25 protein-coding genes are annotated in these 24,193 nt (G+C 70.2%); 12 read left to right on the top strand and 13 right to left on the bottom strand.

The genetic code is table 11. The annotated features are described in order from the left end of the window. Positions 1–23: 23 nt before the first annotated feature. A complete protein-coding gene (locus ACLBW1_RS07255) occupies positions 24–539 on the bottom strand; it encodes a hypothetical protein (protein WP_447811190.1) in 516 nt (171 codons plus the stop codon). 170 nt (positions 540–709) lie between these two features. Next, positions 710–1,372, bottom strand: a complete 663-nt coding sequence (gene sigE / locus ACLBW1_RS07250) for an RNA polymerase sigma factor SigE (RefSeq protein ID WP_447810984.1) — start codon at positions 1,370–1,372, stop codon at positions 710–712. 405 nt (positions 1,373–1,777) lie between these two features. On the opposite strand from sigE, the gene ACLBW1_RS07245 reads away from it, so the two are divergent. Next, positions 1,778–2,383, top strand: coding sequence for an O-methyltransferase (locus tag ACLBW1_RS07245; protein WP_447811188.1), 606 nt, complete (start codon positions 1,778–1,780; stop codon positions 2,381–2,383). Between the two features lie 25 nt (positions 2,384–2,408). On the opposite strand, the gene ACLBW1_RS07240 is transcribed toward ACLBW1_RS07245, so the two are convergent. Genes ACLBW1_RS07240 through rfbD form a run of 4 tightly spaced genes read right to left on the bottom strand, consistent with a single transcriptional unit; the run spans position 2,409 to position 6,231 of the window. After that, complete coding sequence (locus ACLBW1_RS07240) at positions 2,409–3,221, bottom strand: SGNH/GDSL hydrolase family protein (protein WP_447810983.1); 813 nt, start codon at positions 3,219–3,221, stop codon at positions 2,409–2,411. Then, on the bottom strand, positions 3,221–4,333 hold the full coding sequence (locus ACLBW1_RS07235; protein WP_447810981.1) for a sugar phosphate nucleotidyltransferase: 1,113 nt from the start codon (positions 4,331–4,333) through the stop codon (positions 3,221–3,223). The genes ACLBW1_RS07240 and ACLBW1_RS07235 overlap by 1 nt, the downstream gene beginning before the upstream one ends. Next, the gene (locus ACLBW1_RS07230; protein WP_447810979.1) at positions 4,334–5,248 is read right to left on the bottom strand and encodes a glycosyltransferase family 2 protein; all 915 of its coding nucleotides are present in this window, start codon (positions 5,246–5,248) and stop codon (positions 4,334–4,336) included. Positions 5,249–5,295: 47 nt separating this feature from the next. Next, positions 5,296–6,231 (bottom strand): dTDP-4-dehydrorhamnose reductase, encoded by a 936-nt coding sequence (gene rfbD, locus ACLBW1_RS07225; RefSeq protein ID WP_447810977.1) that lies wholly within the window; start codon positions 6,229–6,231, stop codon positions 5,296–5,298. A gap of 230 nt (positions 6,232–6,461) precedes the next feature. Here rfbD and ACLBW1_RS07220 point away from each other — a divergent pair, with 230 nt between their 5' ends. Next, a complete protein-coding gene (locus ACLBW1_RS07220) occupies positions 6,462–8,162 on the top strand; it encodes an LCP family protein (RefSeq protein ID WP_447810975.1) in 1,701 nt (566 codons plus the stop codon). A 43-nt stretch (positions 8,163–8,205) separates the two neighbouring features. After that, the gene (locus ACLBW1_RS07215) at positions 8,206–8,925 is read left to right on the top strand and encodes a TIGR03089 family protein (protein ID WP_447810973.1); all 720 of its coding nucleotides are present in this window, start codon (positions 8,206–8,208) and stop codon (positions 8,923–8,925) included. A gap of 51 nt (positions 8,926–8,976) precedes the next feature. On the opposite strand, the gene ACLBW1_RS07210 is transcribed toward ACLBW1_RS07215, so the two are convergent. Next, complete coding sequence (locus ACLBW1_RS07210; RefSeq protein WP_447810971.1) at positions 8,977–10,137, bottom strand: acyl-CoA dehydrogenase; 1,161 nt, start codon at positions 10,135–10,137, stop codon at positions 8,977–8,979. Between the two features lie 146 nt (positions 10,138–10,283). On the opposite strand from ACLBW1_RS07210, the gene ACLBW1_RS07205 reads away from it, so the two are divergent. After that, positions 10,284–11,108, top strand: a complete 825-nt coding sequence (locus tag ACLBW1_RS07205; RefSeq protein ID WP_447810970.1) for a dienelactone hydrolase family protein — start codon at positions 10,284–10,286, stop codon at positions 11,106–11,108. A gap of 19 nt (positions 11,109–11,127) precedes the next feature. Here the strand turns inward: ACLBW1_RS07205 and purE are convergent, their stop codons facing one another. Both purE and ACLBW1_RS07195 read right to left on the bottom strand, forming a co-directional pair. After that, positions 11,128–11,685 carry a 5-(carboxyamino)imidazole ribonucleotide mutase gene (purE, locus tag ACLBW1_RS07200; protein WP_447810968.1) on the bottom strand — a complete coding sequence of 186 codons (558 nt, stop codon included), beginning with the start codon at positions 11,683–11,685 and terminating at the stop codon, positions 11,128–11,130. Between the two features lie 46 nt (positions 11,686–11,731). Then, a complete protein-coding gene (locus ACLBW1_RS07195; protein WP_447810966.1) occupies positions 11,732–12,991 on the bottom strand; it encodes a 5-(carboxyamino)imidazole ribonucleotide synthase in 1,260 nt (419 codons plus the stop codon). Positions 12,992–13,120: 129 nt separating this feature from the next. Between ACLBW1_RS07195 and ACLBW1_RS07190 the strand changes: the two genes are divergently transcribed. Further along, positions 13,121–13,687, top strand: a complete 567-nt coding sequence (locus ACLBW1_RS07190; protein WP_447810964.1) for a GtrA family protein — start codon at positions 13,121–13,123, stop codon at positions 13,685–13,687. 31 nt (positions 13,688–13,718) lie between these two features. On the opposite strand, the gene ACLBW1_RS07185 is transcribed toward ACLBW1_RS07190, so the two are convergent. From ACLBW1_RS07185 to ACLBW1_RS07175, 3 genes are read right to left on the bottom strand one after another with little or no spacing between them, the layout of a single operon-like run. After that, positions 13,719–15,035, bottom strand: coding sequence for a sensor histidine kinase (locus tag ACLBW1_RS07185; RefSeq protein WP_447810962.1), 1,317 nt, complete (start codon positions 15,033–15,035; stop codon positions 13,719–13,721). 30 nt (positions 15,036–15,065) lie between these two features. Further along, a complete protein-coding gene (locus tag ACLBW1_RS07180; RefSeq protein WP_055791205.1) occupies positions 15,066–15,743 on the bottom strand; it encodes a response regulator transcription factor in 678 nt (225 codons plus the stop codon). A gap of 16 nt (positions 15,744–15,759) precedes the next feature. Beyond that, positions 15,760–16,311, bottom strand: coding sequence for a PH domain-containing protein (locus tag ACLBW1_RS07175; protein WP_447810959.1), 552 nt, complete (start codon positions 16,309–16,311; stop codon positions 15,760–15,762). Between the two features lie 182 nt (positions 16,312–16,493). Between ACLBW1_RS07175 and ACLBW1_RS07170 the strand changes: the two genes are divergently transcribed. Continuing rightward, entirely contained in the window at positions 16,494–17,192 is a 699-nt protein-coding gene (locus ACLBW1_RS07170) for a DUF6069 family protein (protein ID WP_447810957.1), read from the top strand. Here ACLBW1_RS07170 and ACLBW1_RS07165 read toward each other — a convergent pair whose 3' ends face one another. After that, positions 17,193–18,011 (bottom strand): biotin--[acetyl-CoA-carboxylase] ligase, encoded by an 819-nt coding sequence (locus ACLBW1_RS07165; RefSeq protein WP_447810955.1) that lies wholly within the window; start codon positions 18,009–18,011, stop codon positions 17,193–17,195. Positions 18,012–18,122: 111 nt separating this feature from the next. On the opposite strand from ACLBW1_RS07165, the gene ACLBW1_RS07160 reads away from it, so the two are divergent. From ACLBW1_RS07160 to ACLBW1_RS07135, 6 genes are all read left to right on the top strand, one after another. Beyond that, positions 18,123–19,751 carry an acyl-CoA carboxylase subunit beta gene (locus tag ACLBW1_RS07160; RefSeq protein WP_447810953.1) on the top strand — a complete coding sequence of 543 codons (1,629 nt, stop codon included), beginning with the start codon at positions 18,123–18,125 and terminating at the stop codon, positions 19,749–19,751. Positions 19,752–19,804: 53 nt separating this feature from the next. After that, a complete protein-coding gene (locus ACLBW1_RS07155; RefSeq protein WP_447810951.1) occupies positions 19,805–20,044 on the top strand; it encodes an acyl-CoA carboxylase subunit epsilon in 240 nt (79 codons plus the stop codon). Continuing rightward, positions 20,041–20,691 carry a nucleoside triphosphate pyrophosphatase gene (locus tag ACLBW1_RS07150; protein ID WP_447811186.1) on the top strand — a complete coding sequence of 217 codons (651 nt, stop codon included), beginning with the start codon at positions 20,041–20,043 and terminating at the stop codon, positions 20,689–20,691. Before ACLBW1_RS07155 ends, ACLBW1_RS07150 begins: the two co-directional genes overlap by 4 nt. Positions 20,692–20,793: 102 nt before the next feature. Beyond that, the gene (locus tag ACLBW1_RS07145) at positions 20,794–21,915 is read left to right on the top strand and encodes an ATP-binding cassette domain-containing protein (RefSeq protein ID WP_447810949.1); all 1,122 of its coding nucleotides are present in this window, start codon (positions 20,794–20,796) and stop codon (positions 21,913–21,915) included. A gap of 65 nt (positions 21,916–21,980) precedes the next feature. Continuing rightward, complete coding sequence (locus ACLBW1_RS07140; protein WP_447811185.1) at positions 21,981–22,763, top strand: ABC transporter permease; 783 nt, start codon at positions 21,981–21,983, stop codon at positions 22,761–22,763. Between the two features lie 54 nt (positions 22,764–22,817). Further along, positions 22,818–24,191, top strand: coding sequence for a hypothetical protein (locus ACLBW1_RS07135; protein ID WP_447810947.1), 1,374 nt, complete (start codon positions 22,818–22,820; stop codon positions 24,189–24,191). The last annotated feature ends 2 nt before the right edge of the window (positions 24,192–24,193 follow it).

Raw genomic sequence — 24,193 nt, 5'->3', positions numbered from 1 at the left:
CGTCGTGCCCGCGACCGCCGGGATCACCGATGTCGCCAGCGGCTCGGTCGATGCACCGGGAAACCCGGGGCCGACAGCGGCCCCCCGCGGCCCGGGGCGCCGCGATCGGCGTCGTGCGCACGCTCCAAGGCGCTGCGCAGGTCGATCTCCCGACTCGGGATGTCGGTCAGCGCGCCCAACAGCCCCAGGGGCATCGTGATGTCGGCGCAACCGCGCAGCGCCGTACGCGCGGCGGCCTGCGCGTCGACCTCGGCGGCGCACTCGGCGCAGGCGGCGATGTGGCGCGCGGCGCGAAGATGTGCGTTCATACGCAACTCGCCGTCGACGTAGGCCGCGACAGCCTCGGTGGCCAGATGATCGGTGGGGGCGAACGAACGCCCACCGGTCGAACCGGGCGCACGGTAGTCGGTGTTCGGCGACAGCGACGACGACGCCGGGCGGCGCGGCGTCCGGCGGTCACGATCGCGTGGATCCGCGCCGCGTGGGGCCGGATCGCCAGGATTCGGGCCGAACGGACCTCGTATCCGGTCCACGGTCATCACCCCTTCGAGTCGGCGGTCTCTCACGGTCGAACCCGAGAGCGACGAGCTGCGGGCGTGCCCCACGATAGCGAAAGCTCTCGGCGGTGTCGTGTGTGTCCGGCACCGACGGGACAACGATCACCACCCCCCGCGGGTTCCCGCCGGACGGGACCCGTCCGGCGCGCACGTCAGATCGAGGTGGTGACCGAACGGCTGCTCGTGTGGCCGTTCGCCGCGAGATGGTCGCGGATCGCCTGCCGACCACGGTGGATGCGGCTGCGGACCGTCCCCAGCTTCACACCGAGCGTCGTCGCGATCTCCTCGTACGACAATCCCTCGATGTCACACAGGACGACCGCCGCACGGAATTCCGGTGCCAACGCGTCGAGGGCCTGCTGGAGGTCGGGGTCGAGGTTGGCGTCGTCGTAGGCCCGGCCCGGGTCGGGCGCCGAGCCGGGGACACGCTCGTAGTCCTCGGGCAGCGCCTCCATCCGGATCTTCGCGCGACGTCGCACCATGTCGAGGAACAGGTTGGTGGTGATGCGGTGCAACCAGCCCTCGAACGTGCCGGGACGGTAGTTCGACAATGACCGGAAGACCCGGATGAAGGTCTCCTGCGTCAGGTCCTCGGCATCGTGCTGATTGCCCGACAACCGGTAGGCCAGGCGGTAGACGCGGTCGGCGTGCTCGCGGACCAGCTCGTCCCAGGACGGCATGAGCGAGCCGTCACCGGTCTCGTCGAACCGGGCGGTGCCCGAACGCTCCCGCACGGCGACATCGGTGGGCGCGACGGCCTCGACCGTGGCCTGTGTCTGATCCGCGGTGTCGGCGGATCGGGGAGTTTCGGTCATGTGCGCGGCTCCACTTCCTCTCGGGGTCGACGCGCGGGGTGTCATCTCTCGGGAGAACCTCGTGGTGACCCGGGATGTTCCCGGACCGACGCGGTCCGCGGTGACCCGCGGTGACGATCGCTGTGTCGTTGCCCATGACTCTGGTACATCGGGGTGTGCAGGCCGTATGAGTGGCCTGAGCGTTGCCTGAGAGTCACGATGAGGCGCTCGTCGCGGCGCCGACGACCCGCGGTCGCCACGCGCGACGAACCCAGACCTCACCGACCGGACGACGTCGGCGGTTAACCTGTCCCCGTGTCCGACACCCCCGGTGACCAGCCGACCGACCCACCGACCCGCGACCCGGCCCATGAATCGCTCCGCGACCCGGCCCATGAATCGCTCCGCGATTACGCAGAATCGGCGATCGCCGAGGACGACACCCTCCTCGCCGCCCGCGAGCGCGCCCACGAACTGGGAGCCGCCACCGTCTCCCCCGCCGTCGGTGCGACGCTGTGCCTGCTGACCCGGCTGACCGATGCCCGCAACGTGGTCGAGATCGGGACCGGTGCCGGCGTCAGCGGTCTGTGGCTGCTCGCCGGGATGCGCGGCGACGGGGTTCTCACGACCATCGACCCCGACTCCGAACACCAGCGGGCGGCCAGGGTCGCCTTCGCCGCCGCGGGCGTCGCCGCGTCCCGGACCCGATTGATCAACGGCCGCGCCGCCGACGTGCTGCCGCGCCTCGCCGACGCGTCCTACGACGTCGTGTTCGTCGACGGCGCCGTCATCGACCAACCGCGCTACGTCACCGAGGGACTCCGGCTCCTGCGCCCCGGCGGTGTGCTGCTGGTGCACGACGCCACCGCCGACGGGAGGATCGCCGACCCGGCACAGACCGATCCCGAGACCTCGGCCGCGCGCACCGCGGCGCTGATGATCTCCGAGGACGACGGCCTGCTGCCGGTGGTCATCCCGCTCGGCCGCGGCCTGCTGGCCGCCGCGCGCACCGCGCCGACCGACGACGCATGACCCACGCCGTCGGGGGTGGGCACACCTAGGGCGAGGGCACCAACTCGGTGAGTTCCGGGTATTTCGGCGACATGTCGTCGCCGCGCGACCTACCTCGCAGGCGGCGCCCGATCCACGGCGCGGCCGCCTGGGTTGCCCACTGGCGGTTGCCCTTCCGCCGTTGCCCGGCCGAGATCTGCTCTGCGGGGCCGAAGGTGACCGGGACGAGGTCGTGTGCGACGCCGAGGGATTCCAGGACGCGGATCGCCATCTGGTGATGACCGGCCGGTGAGAGATGCATCCGGTCGAACTCCCACATCCGTCGGTCGGCGAACTCCCGCATCCTCCAGAAGTCGACCAGATGCACCCCGCGGCGATCGGCGATCTCGCGCAGGAGTTCGTTGTAGATCGCGAAACGTCCACGCAGAGCAGCGAACAACGGCCGCGCCGCGGTGTCGAAGGCGGTGAACGTGAACACGAGTGCACCGCTGTCGACGAGCGCGCCGATCGCGGAGTCGTAGCGCGCCATGAGGTCGTCGATGTCGACCGACGGCCGCAGCAGATCGTTGACACCCGCACAGATCGCCACCAGATCCGGCGTCATGCGCAGCGCCGGGTCGAGCTGATCGGTCACCACCGGGCCCAGCAGCTTCCCGCGGATCGCGAGGTTCGCGTAGCGCAGCGGTTCATCGCCGCGCCGTGCCGCGCGACGCGCGAGAACCTCCGCGGTGCGATCCGCCCATCCACGGACACCGTTGGGGCACAGCGGTTCGTCGTCGCCGACGCCCTCGGGGAACGAATCCCCCACGGCGACGAACCGCGCGACGGGTCGTCCCGGATCGATCGTCGGTCGCGTCATCACACGTCGGTGGAGAACCGCACCCCGCCGTCGGGGATCGTGACCCCCGGCCACACCCGCGCGCCGCGGAGCAGCTCACAACGCGCGCCGATGTCGGCGCCGTCACCGATCACCCCGTCGCGCACCAGGGCCCGCGGACCGATGCGGGCGCCGAACCCGATGATGCTGCGCTCCACCACCGCTCCGGCCTCGATCACCGCGCCGTCGAAGACCACGGCGCCGTCGAGTCGCGCCCGGGCGCCGATCTCTGCTCCCCGACCGACGACCGTGCCGCCGACGAGAACCGCTCCGGGCGCGACACCGGCGCCCTCGTGCACCAACGACTCACCACGGGTCCCGGACAGGGCGGGCGACGGTGCGATCCCCCGCACGAGGTCGGCCGAACCCTGCACGAAGTCCTCCGGGGTCCCCATGTCGCGCCAGTAGCCGGTGTCGACGTGGGCGTGGACGTGTCTGCCGTGCGCCAGCAGCCCCGGGAACACCTCGCGTTCCACCGAGACCGGGCGGCCGGTGTCGATCTCCTCGATCACCGACCGCTTGAAGACGTAGCAGCCCGCGTTGATCTGATCGGTCGGCGGGTCCTGGGTCTTCTCGAGGAAGGCCGTGACGCGACCGTCGTCGTCGGTCGGGACGCAGCCGAACGCACGCGGGTCACCGACGCGCACCAGGTGGATCGTCACGTCGGCACCCGACGAGTGGTGGGTGTCGAGGACCGCGCCGACGTCGGTGCCGCCCAACACATCCCCGTTGAACACCAGGATCGTGTCCGCGGTGAGCTCGGAGAGCACGTTGCGGATCGCGCCGCCCGTGCCCAGGGGCTCGGTCTCGGTCACGTACGACAGATGCATGCCGAGCTTCGAACCGTCACCGAAGTGCTGTTCGAACACCTCGGCCTTGAAGGACGTGCCGAGCACCACGTCGGTGATCCCGGCCGCACCGATGCGCGACAGCAGGTGGGTCAGGAACGGCATGCCGGCGGTGGGCAGCATCGGCTTGGGTGCCGAGAGGGTGAGCGGCCGGAGCCTGGTTCCCTTGCCGCCCACCAGGATCACGGCCTGGACGCCGCCGCCCGACGTGCCGGTGTGCGTGATGTCGCCATCGGTCGGTGCCACTCATGCCTCCATCGTGGGTGGTTCAACTGCGTTCACAGTAGGCGAGTCCGTCCGGTTTCTCGCGGCTCGGCGGGCCGACGCCACCGCCACCTTCGACCGGACCCACAGGCCCGCCCCGAGCCCTGCGCGCAACGGCGCCCACCGGGAGCCGGGGTGGCGATCGGCCTGGAAGCGGTAGGCGCTCTGATGGTGCGCGGGCAGCATGAGTTCGGGGTGTTCACCGGCGACGTGGCCTTTGCGGTGGATCACCTCGGCGCTGGGTGCGTAGACGTTGAGCCAGCCGGCGCGCGCCAGGCGGTCGCCGAGGTCGACGTCCTCCATGTACATGAAGTAGCGGGAGTCGAACCCGTCGATGGAATCGAAGGCCGCTCGACGCAACAACAGGCACGAACCCGACAGCCACCCGACGGTCCGTTCGACGATGTCGGCGTCCTGCTGGCGGTAGGCGGTGGTCCAGGGGTTGGATTTCCACACCTTGCCCAGGACGGCGTGGCCGGTGCCCGACACCAGGTCGGGGACGCGTCGTGCCGACGGGTAGACGGTGCCGTCGGGTTCGCGGATCAGCGGACCGATCGATCCGGCGCGCGGGTGCCGCCGGGCGACGGCGAGCAGTTCGTCGATCGCCCCTGGCGTCCATTCGACATCGGGGTTGGCCACGATCACGTACTCGACCGCCGGGTCGACCTCGGCCACCGCACGATTCGCGGCACCTCCATAACCGATGTTGGCGCCGGTGTCGACGAGGGTGACGTTGTCGAAGTCGCGCTCGGCGGTCTCGGGGGCGCCGTCGGTCGAGCCGTTGTCGGCGATGATCACCCGATGATGGACGGTTGTCGCGGTGCGCAGGCTGCGAAGGAATGCGGCGAGATGGTCCCCCGACGAATAGGTCACGGTCACCACGGCCAGGTCAGTCACGGGGCAAGGGTAACCAACCGTCGCCGAACCACCGTCCGGGCGGGTTCTCAGATGCTCGGCGCTGCCACGCCGTCGGCGGCGAGGGCCGCGATGAGCCCGGCACGCCAGTCACGCAGGGGTGGCAGACCGGCCGCCGCCCACGAGCGACCCGAGAGCACCGAATAGGGGGGCCGGGGTGCGGGGCGCGGGAATGCCGCGGTCGTGGTGGGGGTCACACGCTCCGGATCGGCGCCCACCCCGGCGAACACCGCGCGAGCCAGGTCGAACCACGAGCAGCTCCCGGCGTTGGTCGCGTGCAGCGTCGCACCGGTGATGTCGGGGCGGTCGGCGAGGGCGAGCAGTCCGGCCGCGAGATCGACCGCGTAGGTGGGTGATCCGACCTGATCGTCGACCACCGACACCGTGTCGCGCTGTGCCTCCAGGCGGCGCATCGTCGCGACGAAATCACTGCCGCCGAGGGCTCCGGTGTAGACCCAGGCGGTGCGCACGATGGTCGCGCGGGGGTCGATCCGGGCGACCGCACGTTCCCCGGCGAGCTTGGTGCGGCCGTAGACCGACGCCGGCGACGCGTCGGGGTCGAGATCGTCGGGTTCGAGCGGCGTCCTGTCCTCCGTACGCGCCCCACTCGAGGACACCCCGCCCGAGAACACGTAGTCGGTGGACAGGTGGATCAGGCGTGCACCGTGCCGGGCGGTCGCCCGTGCGAGGTTCGCCGGGCCGACCTCGTTGCCCAGACGGGCCGCCTCGATGTCGGTCTCGGCCGCGTCGACCGCCGTGTGGGCCGCGCAGTTGACGACGACGTCGCCGGAGGTGAGGTCGGCCAGGGCGAGGTCCACCCGCTCGGCGTCGGCGATGTCGATGTCGTCGCGCCCCATGGCCACGGCGGCCGGTCCGGCGGCCAACAGTCTCCCGACCTGCCCGCCCGCGCCGATCACGATGAGACGGCCTCGACCGTCCGCGCCGTTCTGTGTCTCGATGGTCACCGGTCGACCTCGTCCCCTCGTTCGACTGTCACATCGCCGGGGCACGACCCCCGTGTCCCGCGACCGAGCGTATCGGCACACCACCGACATCACCGGCCGACGCGGACGCGGGCAGATCGGAGCCGAAGGCGCGGCGTTGCGCTCCCCGGTTCGCCGGTCCTTCGCGACTACCGTGAGATCGGATCCGTTGGTCCCACCCGCCCCACCCGTCGCACCACCGAGAGGACCACGTGCATCAGCCACCCGACGACCCCCGTGGTCGTCGTGCCGCCCCCCGGCGCGGTGGTCCGCCCGCCGATCGCCGCGCGCGAGCGGCAGGGCCGCGGGCCGGCGCTCCGCGCAGCACGGCTCCCGGTGCTCCGCGCACCACGACTCCCGGTGCCGGTGCCGGTGCTCCCGCACCACGCGCCTCCGCGCGACCCGCGGCGAAGACCTCCTCCGCCGGCACCCGTCGGCCCGTCGCACCCACGCCGGACGGCGCCGCGGTGCGCCGCGGACCGATGGCCGGACGATTGGTCATCGCGCTCGCCTCGGTCGCGGTGCTCGTGCTCACCGGGTACGCCTGGAACGGCATCACCGGTCTCGAGGACAACGTCACCCGTCTCGGTGGGCTGTCGCTGGGGTCGGGCAAGGACGGCGCCGTCGACATCCTCATGGTGGGGACCGACTCGCGAACCGACGCCCAGGGCAACCCGCTGTCGCCGGCCGAACAGGCGAAGCTGCACGCGGGCGACGAGGTCGCCACCAACACCGACACCATCCTGTTGATCCGCATCCCCAACGACGGCTCGTCGGCCACGGCCATCTCGATCCCGCGCGACTCCTATGTCGACGTACCGGGGATCGGGATGAGCAAGATCAACGCCGCCTACGGCGCGACGAAGGAGGCCCGCCGCGAGGCCCTCGTCGAGTCGGGCACATCGCCGGAGCAGGCCCAGACCGAGTCGACCGTCGCGGGACGCAAGGCGCTCATCGACACCGTCGCGAAGCTCACCGGGGTGCAGGTCGACCACTACGCCGAGGTCGGTCTGGTCGGGTTCGTGCTGCTCACCGACGCCGTCGGCGGGGTCGACGTCTGCTTGAAGAACCCCGTGGACGAGCCTCTGTCGGGCGCGCGGTTCCGCGCGGGCAAGCAGGTGCTCGACGGCGCGCAGGCCCTGAGCTTCGTCCGCCAGCGCCACGACCTCCCGCGCGGCGACCTCGACCGCATCGTGCGGCAGCAGGTCTTCATGGCGTCGCTGGCCCAGAAGGTGCTCTCGGCGGGCACACTCACCAACCCCGGCAAGCTGTCCGACCTCGAGCAGGCCGTGTCACGGTCGATCGTGATCGACGACAACTGGGACATCCTCAAGTTCGTGGAGCAACTCAAGGACCTCACCGGCGGCAAGGTGAAGTTCGCCACCATCCCGGTGACCGACGAACAGGGGTGGAGCGAAGACGGTCAGCAGTCGGTGGTCACCGTGAACCCCGTTGCGGTTCAGCGGTTCACGAAGGCGCTGTTGACGAAACCGGCCGCCGGTCGTCTCGACCGCGCCGACTACACCGTCGACGTCGTCAACGCCGGTTCGGTCGACGGGCTGGCCACCAACGTCTCGAACATCGCGACCAGCCGCGGGTTCCTGCGCGGCACCACCGGCAACGCCTCGAGCCCCGACGCCACGAGCGCGGTGATGACGTCGGAACGCAACGCCGCCGCGACCGATCTCGCCCGCCAGATGGGTGGCCTGCCGGTGCAGGTCGATCCTTCGATCCCCGCCGGCCACCTCAAGCTGATGCTCACCGACGCCTACACCGGTCCGGGGTCGATCACCGACACCGGCGCACAGCCGGGCAGCGCCGACACCGCCGCGACACCGGCGGGCGTGACCTCCACATCGACCACCACCCCGCCGATCACGGCGTCGGGGTCGGGCCCGGCCTGCGTCAACTGATCTCGGTTCTCCCCCACCCGGCCCAGCGAACAGGATCACCACCATGAGCAACCGTCCCGCGACCGTCACCGACGCGGTGCTGGGTCCGGCTCTGGCCACCGATCCGGCGAGCCCGCTGTTCACGTTCTACGACGACGACTCAGGAGAACGTACCGAGCTGTCCACACTGACCGCGGTGAACTGGGCGGCCAAGACGGCGAACTTCCTGCGCGACGAGATCGGGGTGGCGCCCGGCGACCGGGTGGCCGTCGACCTGCCCGAGCACTGGCAGACGTTCACTATCCTGCTCGGCGCCTGGTGGGCCGGTGCCGAGGTGGTGCTGGGCGCCGATCGATCGGCATCGGTGGTGTTCTGCGCCCGCGACCGACTCGACGCGCACGGCGACATCGACGAGGTCGTGGTCGCCCCACTCGACCCGTTTGCGCTCCCGAGCGCCGGCCTGCCGATCGGTGTGACCGATTTCGGGTCCGGCGTCCGCGTGCACGGTGACCAGTTCGCGCCGATCGTGGGCGGGCCCGCCGCCCTGGGCGGACACTCCGTCGCCGACATCGTCGCCGCGGCCCGCGAACAGGCGGCGGCCGACGGCATCGCCGCCGGTGCGCGCGTGATGTCGACCTGCCACTGGGACACCGCCGACGGCCTCATCCGCGGCGTGCTCGCGGCTCCGGTCGTCGGCGCCAGTCTCGTACACGTCGCCCATGCCGACGCCGGTGCGATGGCGGGCCGTGCCGACACGGAAAAGGCGACCATCGCACTGTCGTGAGATGGTCGCCCGTGTCCGTCGTGGTGGCGCCCCGTGTGGCGGGAGCCGGTGTCAGCGCAGCAGCGCGCGCGACATCACCACACGTTGGATCTGGTTGGTGCCCTCGTAGATCTGAGTGATCTTGGCGTCGCGCATCATCCGCTCGACCGGGAAGTCGCGGGTGTATCCGGCGCCGCCGAACAGCTGTACCGCGTCGGTCGTGACCGACATCGCGACGTCGGAGGCGAAACATTTCGACGCCGAGGAGATGAAGCCGAGGTTGGGCTCGCCGCGTTCGGCGCGTGCCGCCGAGGTGTAGACCATCAGACGCGCGGCCTCCACCTTCATGGCCATGTCGGCGATCATGAACTCGACGCCCTGGAACTGCGAGATCGTCTTGCCGAACTGCTTGCGCTCCTTGACGTACTCGATCGTCTTGTCGAGTGCGCCCTGCGCGATGCCGACCGCCTGCGCACCGATCGTCGGGCGGGTGTGGTCGAGGGTCAGCAGCGCGGTCTTGAAGCCGGTGCCCTCCTCGCCGATCAGTCGGTCGGCGGGGATCTCGCAGTTCTCGAAGTACAGCTCGGCCGTCGGCGACCCCTTGATGCCGAGCTTGCGCTCGTAGCCGCCGGTGGAGAAACCCGGATCGTCCTTGTGGACCATGAACGCCGAGATGCCGTTGGAGCCCTGCTCGGGGTCGGTCACGGCCATGACGGTGTACCAGGTCGACTTGCCGCCGTTGGTGATCCACGCCTTGCCGCCGTTGAGGACCCAGCCCTCCGAGGTCTTCTTGGCTCGGGTGCGCATCGAGGCGGCGTCGGAACCGGCCTCACGCTCGGACAGGCCGTAGGAGGCGAGCAGACCACCCGAGGCGATGTCGGGGAGAACCTGCTTCTTGAGATCGTCGGAGCCGCTGAGGATCAGACCCATGGTGCCGAGCTTGTTCACCGCGGGGATCAGCGACGCCGAGGCGTCGACGCGCGCGACCTCCTCGATCACGATGCAGGCCGCGACCGAATCACCGCCCTGCCCCTCGAACTCCTCGGGGACGTGGATCGCGTTGAAGCCCGAGGCGTTGAGCGCATCGAGGGCCTCCTGCGGGAAGCGCGAGTTCTCGTCGACGTCGGCCGCGTACGGCTCGATCTCCTTCTCCGACAACGCGCGGATGGCCTCGCGCAGCGCCTCGTGCTCCTCCGGCAGCGCGAAGAGGTCGAAATCGGGGTTGCCGGACATGTCGGTCTCCTCAGATCTGGTGTGGCTGCTCTCCATGCTAGCCCTCGACCGGATGGGTGTTACCGGGCGGTAACCGCCGCGACCCTGGTGTGACGGCACACACTCTGCGACGCTTGCGCGATGCACACAGCCAGTCGGGAGCACCCGTGACGAACGACTCCCTCGCCGACTTCGAACGCATCGAGTTCTCCGCCGAGGGACGCACCGCGCCGGTGTACCGGATCGGATCGGGGCCCGCGGTCATCGTCATCTCGGAGATGCCGGGCATCACCCCCGCGGTGGCGGGTCTCGCCCGCACGGTCGCCGGTGTGGGTCTGACCGCGGTGATGCCGCACCTGTTCGGCGTCGACGGCAAAGACCCGCTCGACGCGCGCATCCCCGCCCTCGGCGCCGTCGCGACGATCGCCCGCGCCATCGTCCCGGCCTGCATCAGCCGCGAGTTCACGGTGCTCGCGACCGGTAGGTCGTCGCCGGTGGTGCGGTGGTTGCGCGCCCTGGGCGCGGCCGAACACACCCGATGCGGAGGTCCGGGCATCGGCGCGGTCGGCATGTGTTTCACCGGGGGCTTCGCGCTCGCCATGGCCGCCGACGACCGCCTGATCGCGCCGGTGCTCTCGCAGCCGTCGCTGCCGTTCGCCGCCACCCCCGGCCGTGCCCGCACCATCGACATCTCCCCCGCCGATCTCGCGACGGTCAAGAATCGTTGCGCCACCGGCGATCTCGGGGTCCTGGGGCTACGGTTCGCGGGCGATCGAGCCTGCCCGCCCGCTCGCTTCCGCTGGCTCGCCGAACAACTCGGCGACGCGTTCACCGCGATCGAGATCCCCGACGACGCGGCCAATCCCGACGCGCTGGCCCCGCCGCACTCCGTGCTCACCGAACATCTCGTCGACGCACCCGGCGAACCGACGCGCGCGGCGCTCGACGAGGTGCTCGACCTCTTCCGACGACGACTGCTGTCCACCGGATAGCCGACGGCGGGAACGCCGATCAGTCGCCGATGAGGGTGCGACGCAGCGCCGCGTCCTTCTCGAGGACCATCTGTTCGAGGTTGCGCTGAAATGCCTGCATGCGGGCCAGCAGAACCGGATCGGCGGTGGCGATGATGCGCACCGCGAGCAGCCCGGCGTTGCGGGCCCCACCGATCGACACCGTGGCGACCGGGACACCGGCGGGCATCTGGACGATCGACAGCAGTGAGTCCATACCGTCGAGGTACTTCAGCGGCACCGGGACACCGATGACCGGGAGCGGGGTGGCCGAGGCGACCATCCCCGGCAGATGCGCGGCGCCGCCGGCGCCGGCGATGATCACCGAGATGCCCCGGTCGGCGGCCCCGGCCGCGTAGTCGAGCATGCGCTGCGGGGTGCGGTGCGCCGAGACGACGCCCACCTCGAAGGGCACCTCGAACTCGGCGAGTGCCTCGGCGGCGGCCTCCATCGTCGGCCAGTCGGAGTCACTGCCCATGATGAGGCCCACGCGGGGACCCGACGGACTCGAACCGGCCGGATCGGGAGCGGTCGGTGCAGGCCGGCCCGTGTCATCCATCGTGGTCATCTCCGGATCCATCCCGCCCATGTTCATCCCACCGGATTCATCCTGCCCCATGTTCATCCCACCCGTCGGTCCACACTGCGGTCGACATCCAGTGTGCCGCCCGCTCGGCACGTTCGCGTACGCCCTCGACGGTGTCGCCGGGCGCACCGACGATGTTGACGTGGCCGATCTTGCGGTCGGGCCGTTCACCTTTCGCGTACAGGTGCACGTGGGCGTCGGGCATCCGGGCCATCAAGTGGTGGCACCGCTCGTCCATCGACATCGACGGCGTCGAGGCTGCGCCGAGGATGTTGGCCATCACCGTCACCTCCGCGCGGGCACGGGTGTCACCCAACGGATAGTCCAGGACCGCGCGCAGGTGCTGCTCGAACTGCCCGGTCACCGCCCCGTCCATCGACCAGTGACCGCTGTTGTGGGGACGCATCGCCAGCTCGTTGATCGACAGCGTGCCGTCGGCGGTCTCGAAGAGCTCCACCGCCATCACCCCCACGACACCGAGTTCGTCGGCGAGTCGCAGGGCGATCTTCTGCGCGTGGGCGGCCAGGTCGTCGGAGAGCTCCGGCGCGGGCGCGATCACGACCGCGCACTGCCCGTTGCGCTGCACCGTCTCCACGACCGGCCACACCGCACCCTGACCGAACGGCGACCGCGCCACCATCGCCGACAGTTCACGACGCATCGCCACGCGCGCCTCGGCCAGCAGCGGCGTGCCCTCGGCGACCGATCGCGTCAGGACCGCGACGGCCTCGGAGATGTCGTCGGGCATCCACACGCCGCGGCCGTCGTACCCGCCGCGGATGGCCTTGAGCACGACGCGGCCGTCATGACGTGCGGAGAACTCACGCAACGTCGCCTCGGCGTCGGGGCCGTCGAGATCGACGAAGTCGGGAACCGGCAGCCCCATCTCCGACAGGCGATGGCGCATCACCGACTTGTCCTGCGCGTGGACGAGCGCCTCGGGCGGCGGCAGCACGGTGACACCGTCGGCGACCAGCGCGTGCAGATGTTCGGTCGGCACACCCTCGTGATCGAAGGTGACCGCGACCGCACCGGAGGCGACCCGTCGCAGGTCCTCGAGGTCGTCGTGCGAACCGAGCACGACGTCGGGGGTGACGAGCGCCGCGGGGTCGTCGGCCGACGCCGCCAACACCCGCAGTCGCTGCCCCAGCGCGATCGCGGCCTGATGCGTCATCCGCGCGAGCTGACCCCCACCGATCATCGCCACCGTCGGCAACGCGCGCGGCTCGCCCGCGACGGCGCGCGGCACTGTGTTCTCACCCGTCGACTCTTCGCTCACGGCTGACCATGGTGTCACGTCCGGCCATGTCGGCGCCCACACACGCCCCACCGGCGGGTCGACCACAGACGGCGCAGTTCAGCGCGACGATGACGATGTTTCGCCGATCGTTTCGTACACTCGACCCTTGTGTCGACCATCGACGGGCTCATCGCCCGTACCCCGGCGCCGATCCGGCGACTGGCGCTCCGCCATCACGAACTGATCAAGTTCGCGATGGTCGGCGGCACCACGATGGTCTTCGACATGGCCATCTTCTACTCGTTGAGTCTCACGGTCCTCGAGCAGAAGCCGGTGATCGCCAAGGTCATCTCGGGCACGCTCGCGACCGTGTTGAGCTACGTCCTCAACCGCGAGTGGGCGTTCAAGAACCGTGGTGGCCGCGAGACCCACCACGAGGCGCTGCTGTTCTTCGTCATCAGCGGGATGGGTGTGGTCCTGCAGGCCGCTCCCCTGTTCATCGCCAACAACCTGTTCGACGTGCGCAACCATGCGAGCGTCGCCGCCCTCGTGGTCATCGACTTCATCCTCGGATACGTCATCGGCAACATCCTGCAGATGGTGTTCCGTTTCTGGGCGCTGCGGAAGTTCGCCTTCCCCGAGACCCGAGGCGACGAGGACGCCGAGATCGAGGCACTCGCCACCGGTCAGGTGACCGTCGGCGACGCCGACCCCGACGCACTCGGTCGTCGCTGACCCCCCGAGTCCTCTCAGCGCCCGGGTCCTCTCAGCGCGGCTCGCGGACGGCCACCACAGCCCGATCACGCGGTCCGGTGAGCGGCCCGCCCTCGCCGGTGGGCACCACGATGCTGAACGTCGCCGGCCGTCGCGCGGTCAACTCGAGTCGTCCGCCGTCGGCCTCGACCAGCGCCCGCGCCAGGGACAGCCCGACGCCGCTCGACCCGGCCGCGGAATAGCCGCGCCGGAAGATCAACTGCACGCGGTCGTCGGGGACACCGGTTCCCTCGTCACTCACGGCCACCCGCAGCATCCCCGCTCCGACGAGCTCGGTGATCTCCACGCGACACACCCCGTCTCCGTGACGTAGCGAGTTGTCGATGAGGACCGAGACCGCCTCGCGGAGCCGGCTCGGGGTCGCCCATGCGGTGCTCTCGCCCGAATAGGTCACCTCGAGCTCCCGACCGGTCTGGTGGAACGACTCGGTGAAGTCCCGGACGAGCGGATCGACGGTGCCGTGGACGTCGATCGGACCCGTCGGCAACACCGCGGAGTCGCGCGACACCGCGATGAGCTCGTCGAGCTCGCGGTTGAGTCTCTCGACCTGCTCGTGCGCCGCCTCGGCCTCCTCGACGACATCGGGGTCGGGATGCAACGACAACTCGTCGAGACGCAGCTGGATCGCGGTGAGGCGGCTGCGCAGCTGATGGGAGACCTCGCCGACGATCTCGCCCTCACGTTCGAGGCGCAGCGCGATCTCCCGGTTCGCCACCTCGAGCGCGCTCGACACCCGGTCGAGTTCGACGATGCCGTGGGATTTCCACGCCGAGTGGAAGTCTCCCTGCGCCATGCTCGAGGCACGCTCGGCGAGCTCCTCGAGGGGGTCGGCGAGACGTTTGGCGGTGACCGCCGCGACGACGGTGCCGGCCGCGACCGAGGCGGTGAGGACCAGTGCGACCACGCCCACCGCCGTCCACTGGTTGCCGCGGACCTGCGACAACGGGATCTCCATCGTGATCGCGCCGGCGTCACCGAGACTCACCGACTCGCTCACCGTGGCCCCGTCGAGGGTCTCGCCGATCGCGGCGCGGTCACTCTCCCCGGGCGCCGCCGGGTACTCCAGTTCGAGACGGCCACCCGCGGGCAACAACAGACGGAACGGAGCGGTGTCGAGCGCCACCGCATTCGGACCGCCGTCGGACTCCTGGTCGATCAGCTCACCCGACACCCGCTTGAGTCGCTGGTCGAGATCCTGGTGCGCGAGGTCGTCGACCCACCACCACGCGGTGAACATCAGCGGCAGTCCCAGCAGGAACCCGATGCCCATCACCATGGCGATCATCGACAGCAGGATCCGTCTGCGCACGATGCGCCTCTTCTCGGTCGGGAATGGGGTCTAGTCGGGATCGAACCGGAAACCGACACCGCGCACGGTGACGATCCGCTTGGTGCGACCGGCCTGATCGTCCCCGATCTTTCGCCGCAGCCACGACACGTGCATGTCCAGGGTCTTCGACGACCGCAGATCCGCCGAACCCCACACCTCGGTGAGGATCTCCTCGCGGCTGACCACCTCGCCGCCCCGCTCCATCAGGAAACGCAACAGATCGAACTCACGGTTGGCCAGTGTCGCGTCCTTACCGCCGACCAACACCCGCCGACCCCGGGCGTCGAGCTGGATGTCGCCGGCCTCGAGAACCAGATCGACCCCCTGCTTGCGACGCAGCAGCGCGCGCACCCGGGCCAACAGCTCGGCGAGCCGGAACGGTTTACCGACGTAGTCGTCGGCGCCGGCGTCGAGACCCACCACGAAATCGACCTCGTCGGTGCGGGCGGTGAGCATGAGGACCGCGAGCTGCGGCCGGGCGGCCCGCACGCGGCGGCAGACCTCGAGACCGTCCATCTCCGGGAGCCCGAGATCGAGGACCAGCAGTTCGAAACGGTTGTCGCGGGCCCGCTCGAGGGCGTCGGGCCCGGTCGTCACGATCTCGCACCCGTAGCCCTCGCGGGTGAGTGCACGGGCCAGGGGCCCGGCGATGGCCTCGTCGTCTTCGGCCAGCAGTACGTCGGTCACGAGAACACGGTACGGATCAGCGCCGACGACCGCCGTCGAACCCACCTGCGACACCGCCGTCGGGTCGCGCGCCGGCCTCGGGGTCGAACACCTCGTGGTAGAGCAGCGAGTGGACCTTCTCGACCTGCGGGATGTCGTCGAACGACAGCGGATCCTCCGACGCCGACTCGATGATCAGGGTCCCGGTGCGCAGCATCCGGTCGACCACGCCGTGCCGGAACTCCACGGAGTTGATCCGCTGCAACGGGATGTCGATGCCCGACCGCGTGAGGATGCCGTTGCGGAACGTGACACGCCGATCGGTCAGTACGAAGTGCGTGGTGCGCCAGGAGATCAGGGGGCGCAGGAAGAACCAGACGACCACCACCGCCCACACGACCGCGATCACGATCCACAGCACCGAGCGCGTCGAACCGGTCAGGTCACTCGAGGTGTACCCCGCGGCGACGCCCGCGAGTGCGGTGACGATCAGGAAGACCAGGGTGGGCACGATCAGGCACTTCCAGTGCGGATGACGGTGCAGGACGACGTGCTCGCCGTCGGCGAGGATGTTCTCCGGGTACCCCATCGGTGGGCCTTTCGCCAGGTGTCCGCGTGGGTGCGGCGTTGATGAGGCTAGTCGGAGATCGGACATCACGGGCCCTGTGTCGCCATGTCGGTGGGGGCTGACTCGCTACACTCGGCCCGACGAACGCTCGCCGACCGAACGCCGGCCACGGCGGCGGGAACCGACCCGAGCGGGAGGCCCCTGTGAACCCGAGACCCCAGTACCCGAACGAGCCCGACGACCCGCGCACCCGCGCCTACGGTCAGGCCGACAACGACCCCTACCGGGCCGACTCCTACCGGGGCGAGTCCTACGGCGCGGGTTCCCATGGGGGCGACTCCTACGGCGCCGGCTCCTACGGGGGCAGCTCGTACGCCGCCGACTCCTACGGGGGCGACCCGTACGCGCGTGACCGCTACGCCGACCCGTACGCCGGCGAGGCGAAGCGGGCCCGCGCCCCCAAACCGCCTCGGCGTGGACCCCAGATCAACACGGGACTGTTCATCGGCGGCGTGTTGGCGACCGCGGTCGTCACCGCGCTGGCGGCGTGGCTGATCGCCTGGATCATCCGGGTCATCAGCCAGCGGATCACCGAGACCGGCAAGTTCGGGGTGTGGAACCCGGTGTCGCAGGACGAGTACTGGTTCGCCGTGGTCGGGGCGCTGTGCGCGCTGCTCGCCGGTGCGCTCTGGTACGTGCTGCAGCTGACCACACCGTCTCCGGATCAGTTCTTCAGCTGGATCGTCGGGTTGCTGATCGCTGCCGCGGTCCTGCTGCCGCTGCTGCTGTCGCAGGAGTGGACCACCGGGATCGGGACCGCGATCATGCACCTCGTCATCGGGCTGCCGATCCTGTTCCTCATCTCCGCGATGGGCTCGAAGAGCGTGGAGAGCTACCGCTGATCAGACCAGTGGTCGAAGGTGGGTCACGTCGCCGGCGTTGACCGCGACCGCGGCCCCACCGGACTCCGGCGTGATCACGATCCGCCCGGTCTCGTCGACGTCGGTCGCCGTGCCCGTCAGCACCTGTGCCTGCGGCAGATCGACCCGCACGCGCGTCCCCAACGTCCCGCACACCCGGCGGTAGTCCTCGGCGAGCGCGCCGAGGTCGTGGGGCCACCGGGACAGCTCACGGGCCATCGACGCCAGGATCGCCCCCGCCAGTCGTGATCGGTCCACCGGCGTCCCGGTGGCGAGGTTCAGCGACGTCGCCGTCGGCACCGGCAACGCGTCGGCCGCGAGACCCGTGTTGACCCCGATCCCGACCACCACCGAACGGTGCGGACCGTGGGCGAGTTCGGCGAGGATCCCCGACACCTTGAGACCGTCGACCAGCACGTCGTTCGGCCACTTCACCGACGACGTGACCCCGGTCGTCTCCGCGATCGCCGAGACCACCGCGACGCCGGTGAGCAGGGGGATCCATCCGAGGGCGCCGGCCGCGGCCGGACCGTGGGCGTCGACGACCATCGACATCGCGAGGTGGGTCCCCGGGACCGATTCCCAGCGGCGCCCCTGCCGACCCCGTCCGTCGACCTGTTCCTCGGCGATGAGCACCGCCCCGACACGGTCCCCGGTCGCGCAGCGGGCCACGAGATCGGCGTTCGTCGACCCGGTGGCGCCGACCACCTCGATCGGACCCCACGAGGGTCCGGCACCGGATCGGATGTCATCGACCCGCAGGGGTTCGAACGGGACGGGTTCACCGGGCTCCTCGGACATGCGATGAGCCTAGGGCCGATGTGTGCGCGGGGCCGCCGGCGCCTAAACATGAGACACACTCAGGTTGGGTCGGTCCGCACGACCGAGCGTGCGCTCGTTAGCATCGTTGCCATGACGACTGCCTCGCGCGACGCCGACAGCGCACCCGACATCCACACCACCGCGGGAAAGCTCGCCGACCTGCGCGGACGGCTCAGCGAGGCCGCCGAACCGGTGGGGCCGGCCGCGATCGAGAAGGTCCACGAGAAGGGCAAGCTCACCGCCCGCGAGCGCATCACCCATCTCCTCGACGAGGGGTCGTTCGTCGAACTCGACGCGTTGGCCCGACACCGGAGCACCAATTTCGGACTGGCGTCGCGCCGTCCCCTCGGCGACGGTGTGGTGACCGGCTACGGCACCATCGACGGCCGCGAGGTGTGCGTCTTCAGCCAGGACTCGACGGTGTTCGGCGGCAGCCTCGGTGAGGTCTACGGCGAGAAGATCGTGAAGGTCATGGACCTCGCGGTGAAGACCGGCCGTCCTCTCATCGGCATCAACGACGGCGCCGGCGCCCGCATCCAGGAGGGTGTGGTGTCCCTCGGCCTCTACGGCGAGATCTTCCACCGCAACGTCCGCGCGTCGGGTGTCATCCCCCAGATCTCGTTGATCATGGGCGCGGCCGCGGGCGGACACGTCTACTCCCCGGCGCTCACCGACTTCGTGGTGATGGTCGACAAGACCAGCCAGATGTTCATCACCGGACCCGACGTCATCAAGACGGTCACCGGTGAGGACGTCACGATGGAGGATCTCGGCGGCGCGCAGACCCACATGTCGAAGTCGGGTACGGCGCATTACGTGGCATCCGACGAGGAGGACGCCCTCGACTACGTCCGCGAGCTGCTGGGGTACCTGCCGAGCAACAATCGCGGCGAGGCACCGCGGCTGCCTGTTGATCAGCCCGCGGCCGGGTCGATCGAGGACACCCTCACCGACGAGGACCTCGAGCTCGACACCCTCATCCCCGATTCGCCGAACCAGCCCTACGACATGCACGAGGTGATCCGGCGGATCCTCGACGACGACGAGTTCCTCGAGGTGCAGGCGGGCTACGCCGCGAACGTGATCGTCGGGTTCGGTCGGGTCGACGGCCGCAGCGTCGGCATCGTCGCGAATCAGCCGACCCAGTTCGCCGGCTGCCTCGACATCAACGCCTCGGAGAAGGCGGCGCGGTTCGTGCGGACCTGCGACTGCTTCAACATCCCGATCATCACCCTCGTCGACGTACCGGGCTTCCTGCCGGGCACCGAGCAGGAATACAACGGCATCATCCGTCGTGGCGCGAAGCTGCTCTACGCCTACGGCGAGGCCACGGTCGGCAAGATCACCGTCATCACCCGCAAGGCGTACGGCGGCGCGTACGACGTGATGGGCTCCAAGCACATGGGTGCCGATGTGAACCTGGCCTGGCCGACGGCCCAGATCGCGGTCATGGGCGCCTCGGGTGCCGTCGGGTTCGTCTACCGGGGCCGGCTCAAGGAGGCCGCGGCCAACGGCGAGGACGTCGACGCCCTGCGTCTGCAGTTGCAGCAGGAATACGAGGACACCCTGGTGAACCCGTATGTCGCCGCCGAGCGCGGCTATGTCGACGCGGTGATCCCGCCGTCGCACACGCGTGGCCAGATCGCCACCGCCCTGAAGCTCCTCGAGCGCAAGATGGTGTCGATGCCGCCGAAGAAGCACGGGAACATTCCCCTGTGAGCGCAGCGAACGAAACAGATGTCACTGTGAGCGCAGCGAACGAAGGTGACGCGATGACCGAGACCTCCGACCACGACGCCGCGACCCCGGCCCGTCCGCTGCTGCGCATCGTGCGCGGCAACCCGTCCGATGCCGACGTCGCGGTGCTCGTCGCCGTGCTGGCCGGTGCCGGCGGTGGCGACGACAGCGGACCTCCTCCGGCTCGCGATCTGTGGGGTTCGCCGACCGATCGCCTGCGCCCCGCCTGGCCGCTGGCCCCCAACTCGTTTCCCAACCTCACCTTCGGCCACTGAGCCGGCGGCCGCCGGTCGTCGTCCTCGGGTCGGCGTCTCCCGCACGTCTGCGAGTGCTGCGCGCGGCGGGTCTCGATCCGCGGGTGATGGTCTCCCACGTCGACGAGGACGCCGTCGTCGCCGGCCTGGGCCCCGACGTCGACCCGTCGACGGTGGTCACGCGCCTCGCAGAGGCGAAGGCCGACGCGGTGGCACACATGCTGTCGGAGTCGTCCGACGCGCCATCGGACGCGGTGATCATCGGCTGTGACTCGATGTTGCTCCTCGACGGCCGCCTGAGCGGCAAACCGCACACCGCGGACGTCGCCCGCGCGCACTGGCACTCGGTGCGTGGGCGTAGCGCCGAGTTGATGACCGGACACTGTGTCCTGCGGGTCACCGACGGCACGGTGCGCGCCCGTGCCCGGGAGTCGTCGTCGACGGTGGTGCGCTTCGCCGACGCCGACGACGCCATCATCGACGCCTACGTCGCCTCGGGTGAACCGTTGGAGGTCGCGGGGGGTTTCACCCTCGACGGTCTGGGCGGATGGCTGATCGACGGCATCGACGGCGACCCGTCGTCGGTCATCGGGATAGGTCTGCCGCTCGTGCGTCGACTCCTCGGTGATGTCGGTGTCACGCCGGCCGATCTGTGGTCGTCGAGATGACGCCGGTCACGATCAGCGGCTTCCGGCCCGCTCCGCCGCGGGGCCGCGCAGTACCCTGACGTCCGATGGCGTCTGGGGGATGACGTCGGGGGAGGTCGGTACATGTCGATGCCACACGGGTCGCCGAGGACGGGCGGGGACAGCCCGCCTGCGTCCGCAGTGCGCGTCGGGCGCCATGCCCGCCGCGAACCCGAGCCCGACCCGCCGCCCTTCGCCACCCCGAACCCACTCCCTCCGCGCAGGGGCCCCGGCCGCCTGCCAACCTCCGATGCCGCCACCAACGGTCCCCCGGCCGTCGAGGTCGTCGGACTGACCAAGGAGTTCGGCGGTCGCCGCGTCGTCGACGACGTCGACTTCTCGGTGCCCGCGGGCACGGTCTGTGGCCTGCTCGGTCCCAACGGCGCCGGCAAGACGACGATCGTGCGGATGATGGCGACGCTGTTGCGGCCCGACGCCGGTCGCATCGGTGTGCTGGGGCGCGACGTCGTCACCGACGCGACGGCCGTCCGGTCGGTCATCTCGCTCACCGGGCAGTACGCCTCGGTCGACAACGACCTCACCGCGCTGGAGAACCTCGACATCTACGGCCGTCTGGTCGGCCTGCGCGGATCGCAGGCGCGTCGCCGGGCGAAGGAGTTGGTCGACCAGTTCGGTCTCACCGACTCCGCGAAGCGCCCCATCGCGCAGTTCTCCGGCGGCATGCGCCGACGACTCGACCTCGCCGCCAGCATGATCCGCCGCCCCGCCCTGCTGTTCCTCGACGAACCGACCACCGGACTCGACCCGCGCACCCGTACCCAGCTGTGGGAGATCGTGCGCGACGTCGTCGCGGCAGGCACCACGGTGGTGTTGACCACCCAGTATCTCGACGAGGCCGATGCGCTCGCCGACCAACTCGTGGTGATCGATCACGGCCGGGTGGTGGGACGCGGTACGCCGGAGACGCTCAAGAAGCAGGTCGGCACCTTCACCCTGTCGATCGGGCTGTCCGATCCCGGGCACGGACCGACCGCCGCGGCCACGATCGAGGGCCTGCTCGGTCATCCCGTCGACATCGACCGGCGCACCGGCGCACTCACCGTCGGAGTGCCCGATTCGGCCCGTGCCGCCCAGGTGATCGCCGCGTTGTCCGACCGCCGGATCACCGTCGACGAGTTCGGGGTGCACGCGCCGTCGCTCGACGACGTCTTCCTGGCCCTCACCGAAGAACGGCGGCCCGCATGACCACCGACGCCTTCGGCCGCCTGGACAGCAGCGACGACCTCGACAATCTCTTCACGACCATCCCGATGGCGACGGTCACCGAACGGGTCGGTTTCGGCAAGGCCGTCCTCGACACCCTCACGCTGGCGCGACGCGGGCTGCTGAAGTTCAAGCACTCCCCGCAGCTGCTCGTCGACGTCATCGTCGTCCCGATCATCCTCACCGTGTTGCTCGGGACGATCTTCGGCGGCGTGGTCGCCGGCAGCGTCGAGTCCTACCTACCGCTGTTGGTGCCCGGGGTGTTGGTCAACGTGGCCGTGAGTTCCACCGTGGTCGTCGGCATCCAACTGCGACAGGACATGGACAAGGGTCTGATGGACCGGTTCGTGTCGCTGCCCATCTCGCGGCTCGCACCGCTGTCGGGTCTGCTGGTGGCTGCGCTGCTGCGTTACCTCATCGCCGGGTTCATCACCGTCGGCGTGGGCCTGGCCATGGGATACCGCCCGGGCAGCATCCCCGGCGTCGTGGCATCGGTCCTGCTGGTGGTGTTCTCCGCGTTCGCTCTGAGCTGGGTGTTCGCCCTCATGGGCGTGATGCTGTCGAAGATCTCCGCGGTGCAGAGCTTCTCGGCGCTCGTCCTCACCGTGCTCGGCTTCATGTCGAACGCGTTCGTACCGACGCAGACCATGCCGAGCTGGATGCGCACCATCGCCGAGATCAACCCGGTGTCGCAGCTGGTGTCGGCGGTACGCCTGCTGGCGGGCGAGGGACGGGTCGATTCCCACCTCGCGTACTCGGCCGTCGGGTCGCTCGTGCTGATCGCGGTTCTCGCGCCGTTGACCGTCCGGATTTATCTGCGCAAGCTCTGATCGCTAGGCTCCCACTCGTCTCGTCCGTCCCACCGGGCGGCAGACGTCCCAGCTGTGAGAGAGGTGGACGCGACGATGCCCTCGGTGTTGCGCACGACCGTCGACGACGACCTGTTCATCCGCATGGATCGCGCCCTCGGGGTGCCCGTGGTCAACCAGGCCGTGTGGCGGTTGCATTCGCTGCCGTCGGACGCCGAACTCGACCGGCTCGCGCAGCGTCTCGCCGTCGGACGCATCGGGCGTCTGCTCCGCCGCAGCTCGCTGCCGCTGGTCCGCGACCACTGGGTCGCCGAGCCGAGCCGATCGGGTGGCCGGGTCGTCGACGACACCCCCGTACCCGAGGGCGGTGTCACCGCGTGGATCGATGCGGCGGCGTCGACCCGTTTCGACCTGACCGAGGGCCCGGTGTGGGAGCTGCGATCGGCACCGTTGGAGCAGGGCGGCGCAGTCGTCACGCTGTGTGTCGCGCACGCCGCCGGGGACGGTGCGCTGATCGTGCGCGCCGTGCTCGACGCGTTGAGCGGCGACGACGTCGGGCTCCTCGACGCACGTCCGCCGTCGGTGCTCGAGCAGGCGCTCGACGCGACCGGCCAGGCCGCGGCGATCACCACGAACCTGGCGGCACTGGCCGCCGACCTCGTGACCCGCCGCGTCGGCCGCACCCCGGACCACACCACGACCGCGACAGCCGTCACCGCGAAGACGAGCCGGACCGTCGACGTCGATCCCACCGCGTCGGAGAACGACGGAGCGCTGGCCCCGCTCTGCATCACCAGTGTCCCGACCGAGGCCTGGCGGGCGGCGGCCGCCGACGCCGGCGGGTCCAGCAACGCCCTGTTCGTCGCCATCGTGATCGGCATCATCGTGGCCAGCGGCCGGGTGGGGCCGCAGGACACCGTCCGGATCTCCATCCCGATGTCGCTGCGCACCCCCGACGACGACCGCGCGAACGCCACCACCGGCCTGTCCCTCGACATCCCCGCGTCGGCGGCACTCGAGAAGGACCTCGGAGTCATCCGCGCACTGGCCAAGGAGGTCTACGCGGTGGGCACCGGCCGTCCGAGCACCTTCGTCCGCCTACAGCCCGCGATGCAGGCACTGTCCGACCGCACCGTCGCCGCGTTGAGCGGCGGGGCGACGACCCCGTTGGCCCTGGCCTCGAACCTCGGGACGCTCGACGGCCAGTTCGCCGGTCTCGGCGACCCCGACCGCGCCAACGGCGTCGTCACCCGGTCGACCACCCAGGCCGTGACGGCCGAGAAGCTGCGCTCGCTGCGTGGCGGGCTGGCCGCCTGGACCAACGAGGCCTGCGGGATCACCACCCTGTCGGTCATCGGCCTCGATCCCGACGGCCTCGGCCGCTCCACCCTCCCCGACATCGTGCACGCGGAGTTCGCGCGCTGGTCCCTCGAGCCCGAGGACTGGTGAGT

Source organism: Williamsia sp. M5A3_1d, from assembly GCF_053345315.1.
This window is presented reverse-complemented; position numbering and strand designations above follow the sequence as displayed.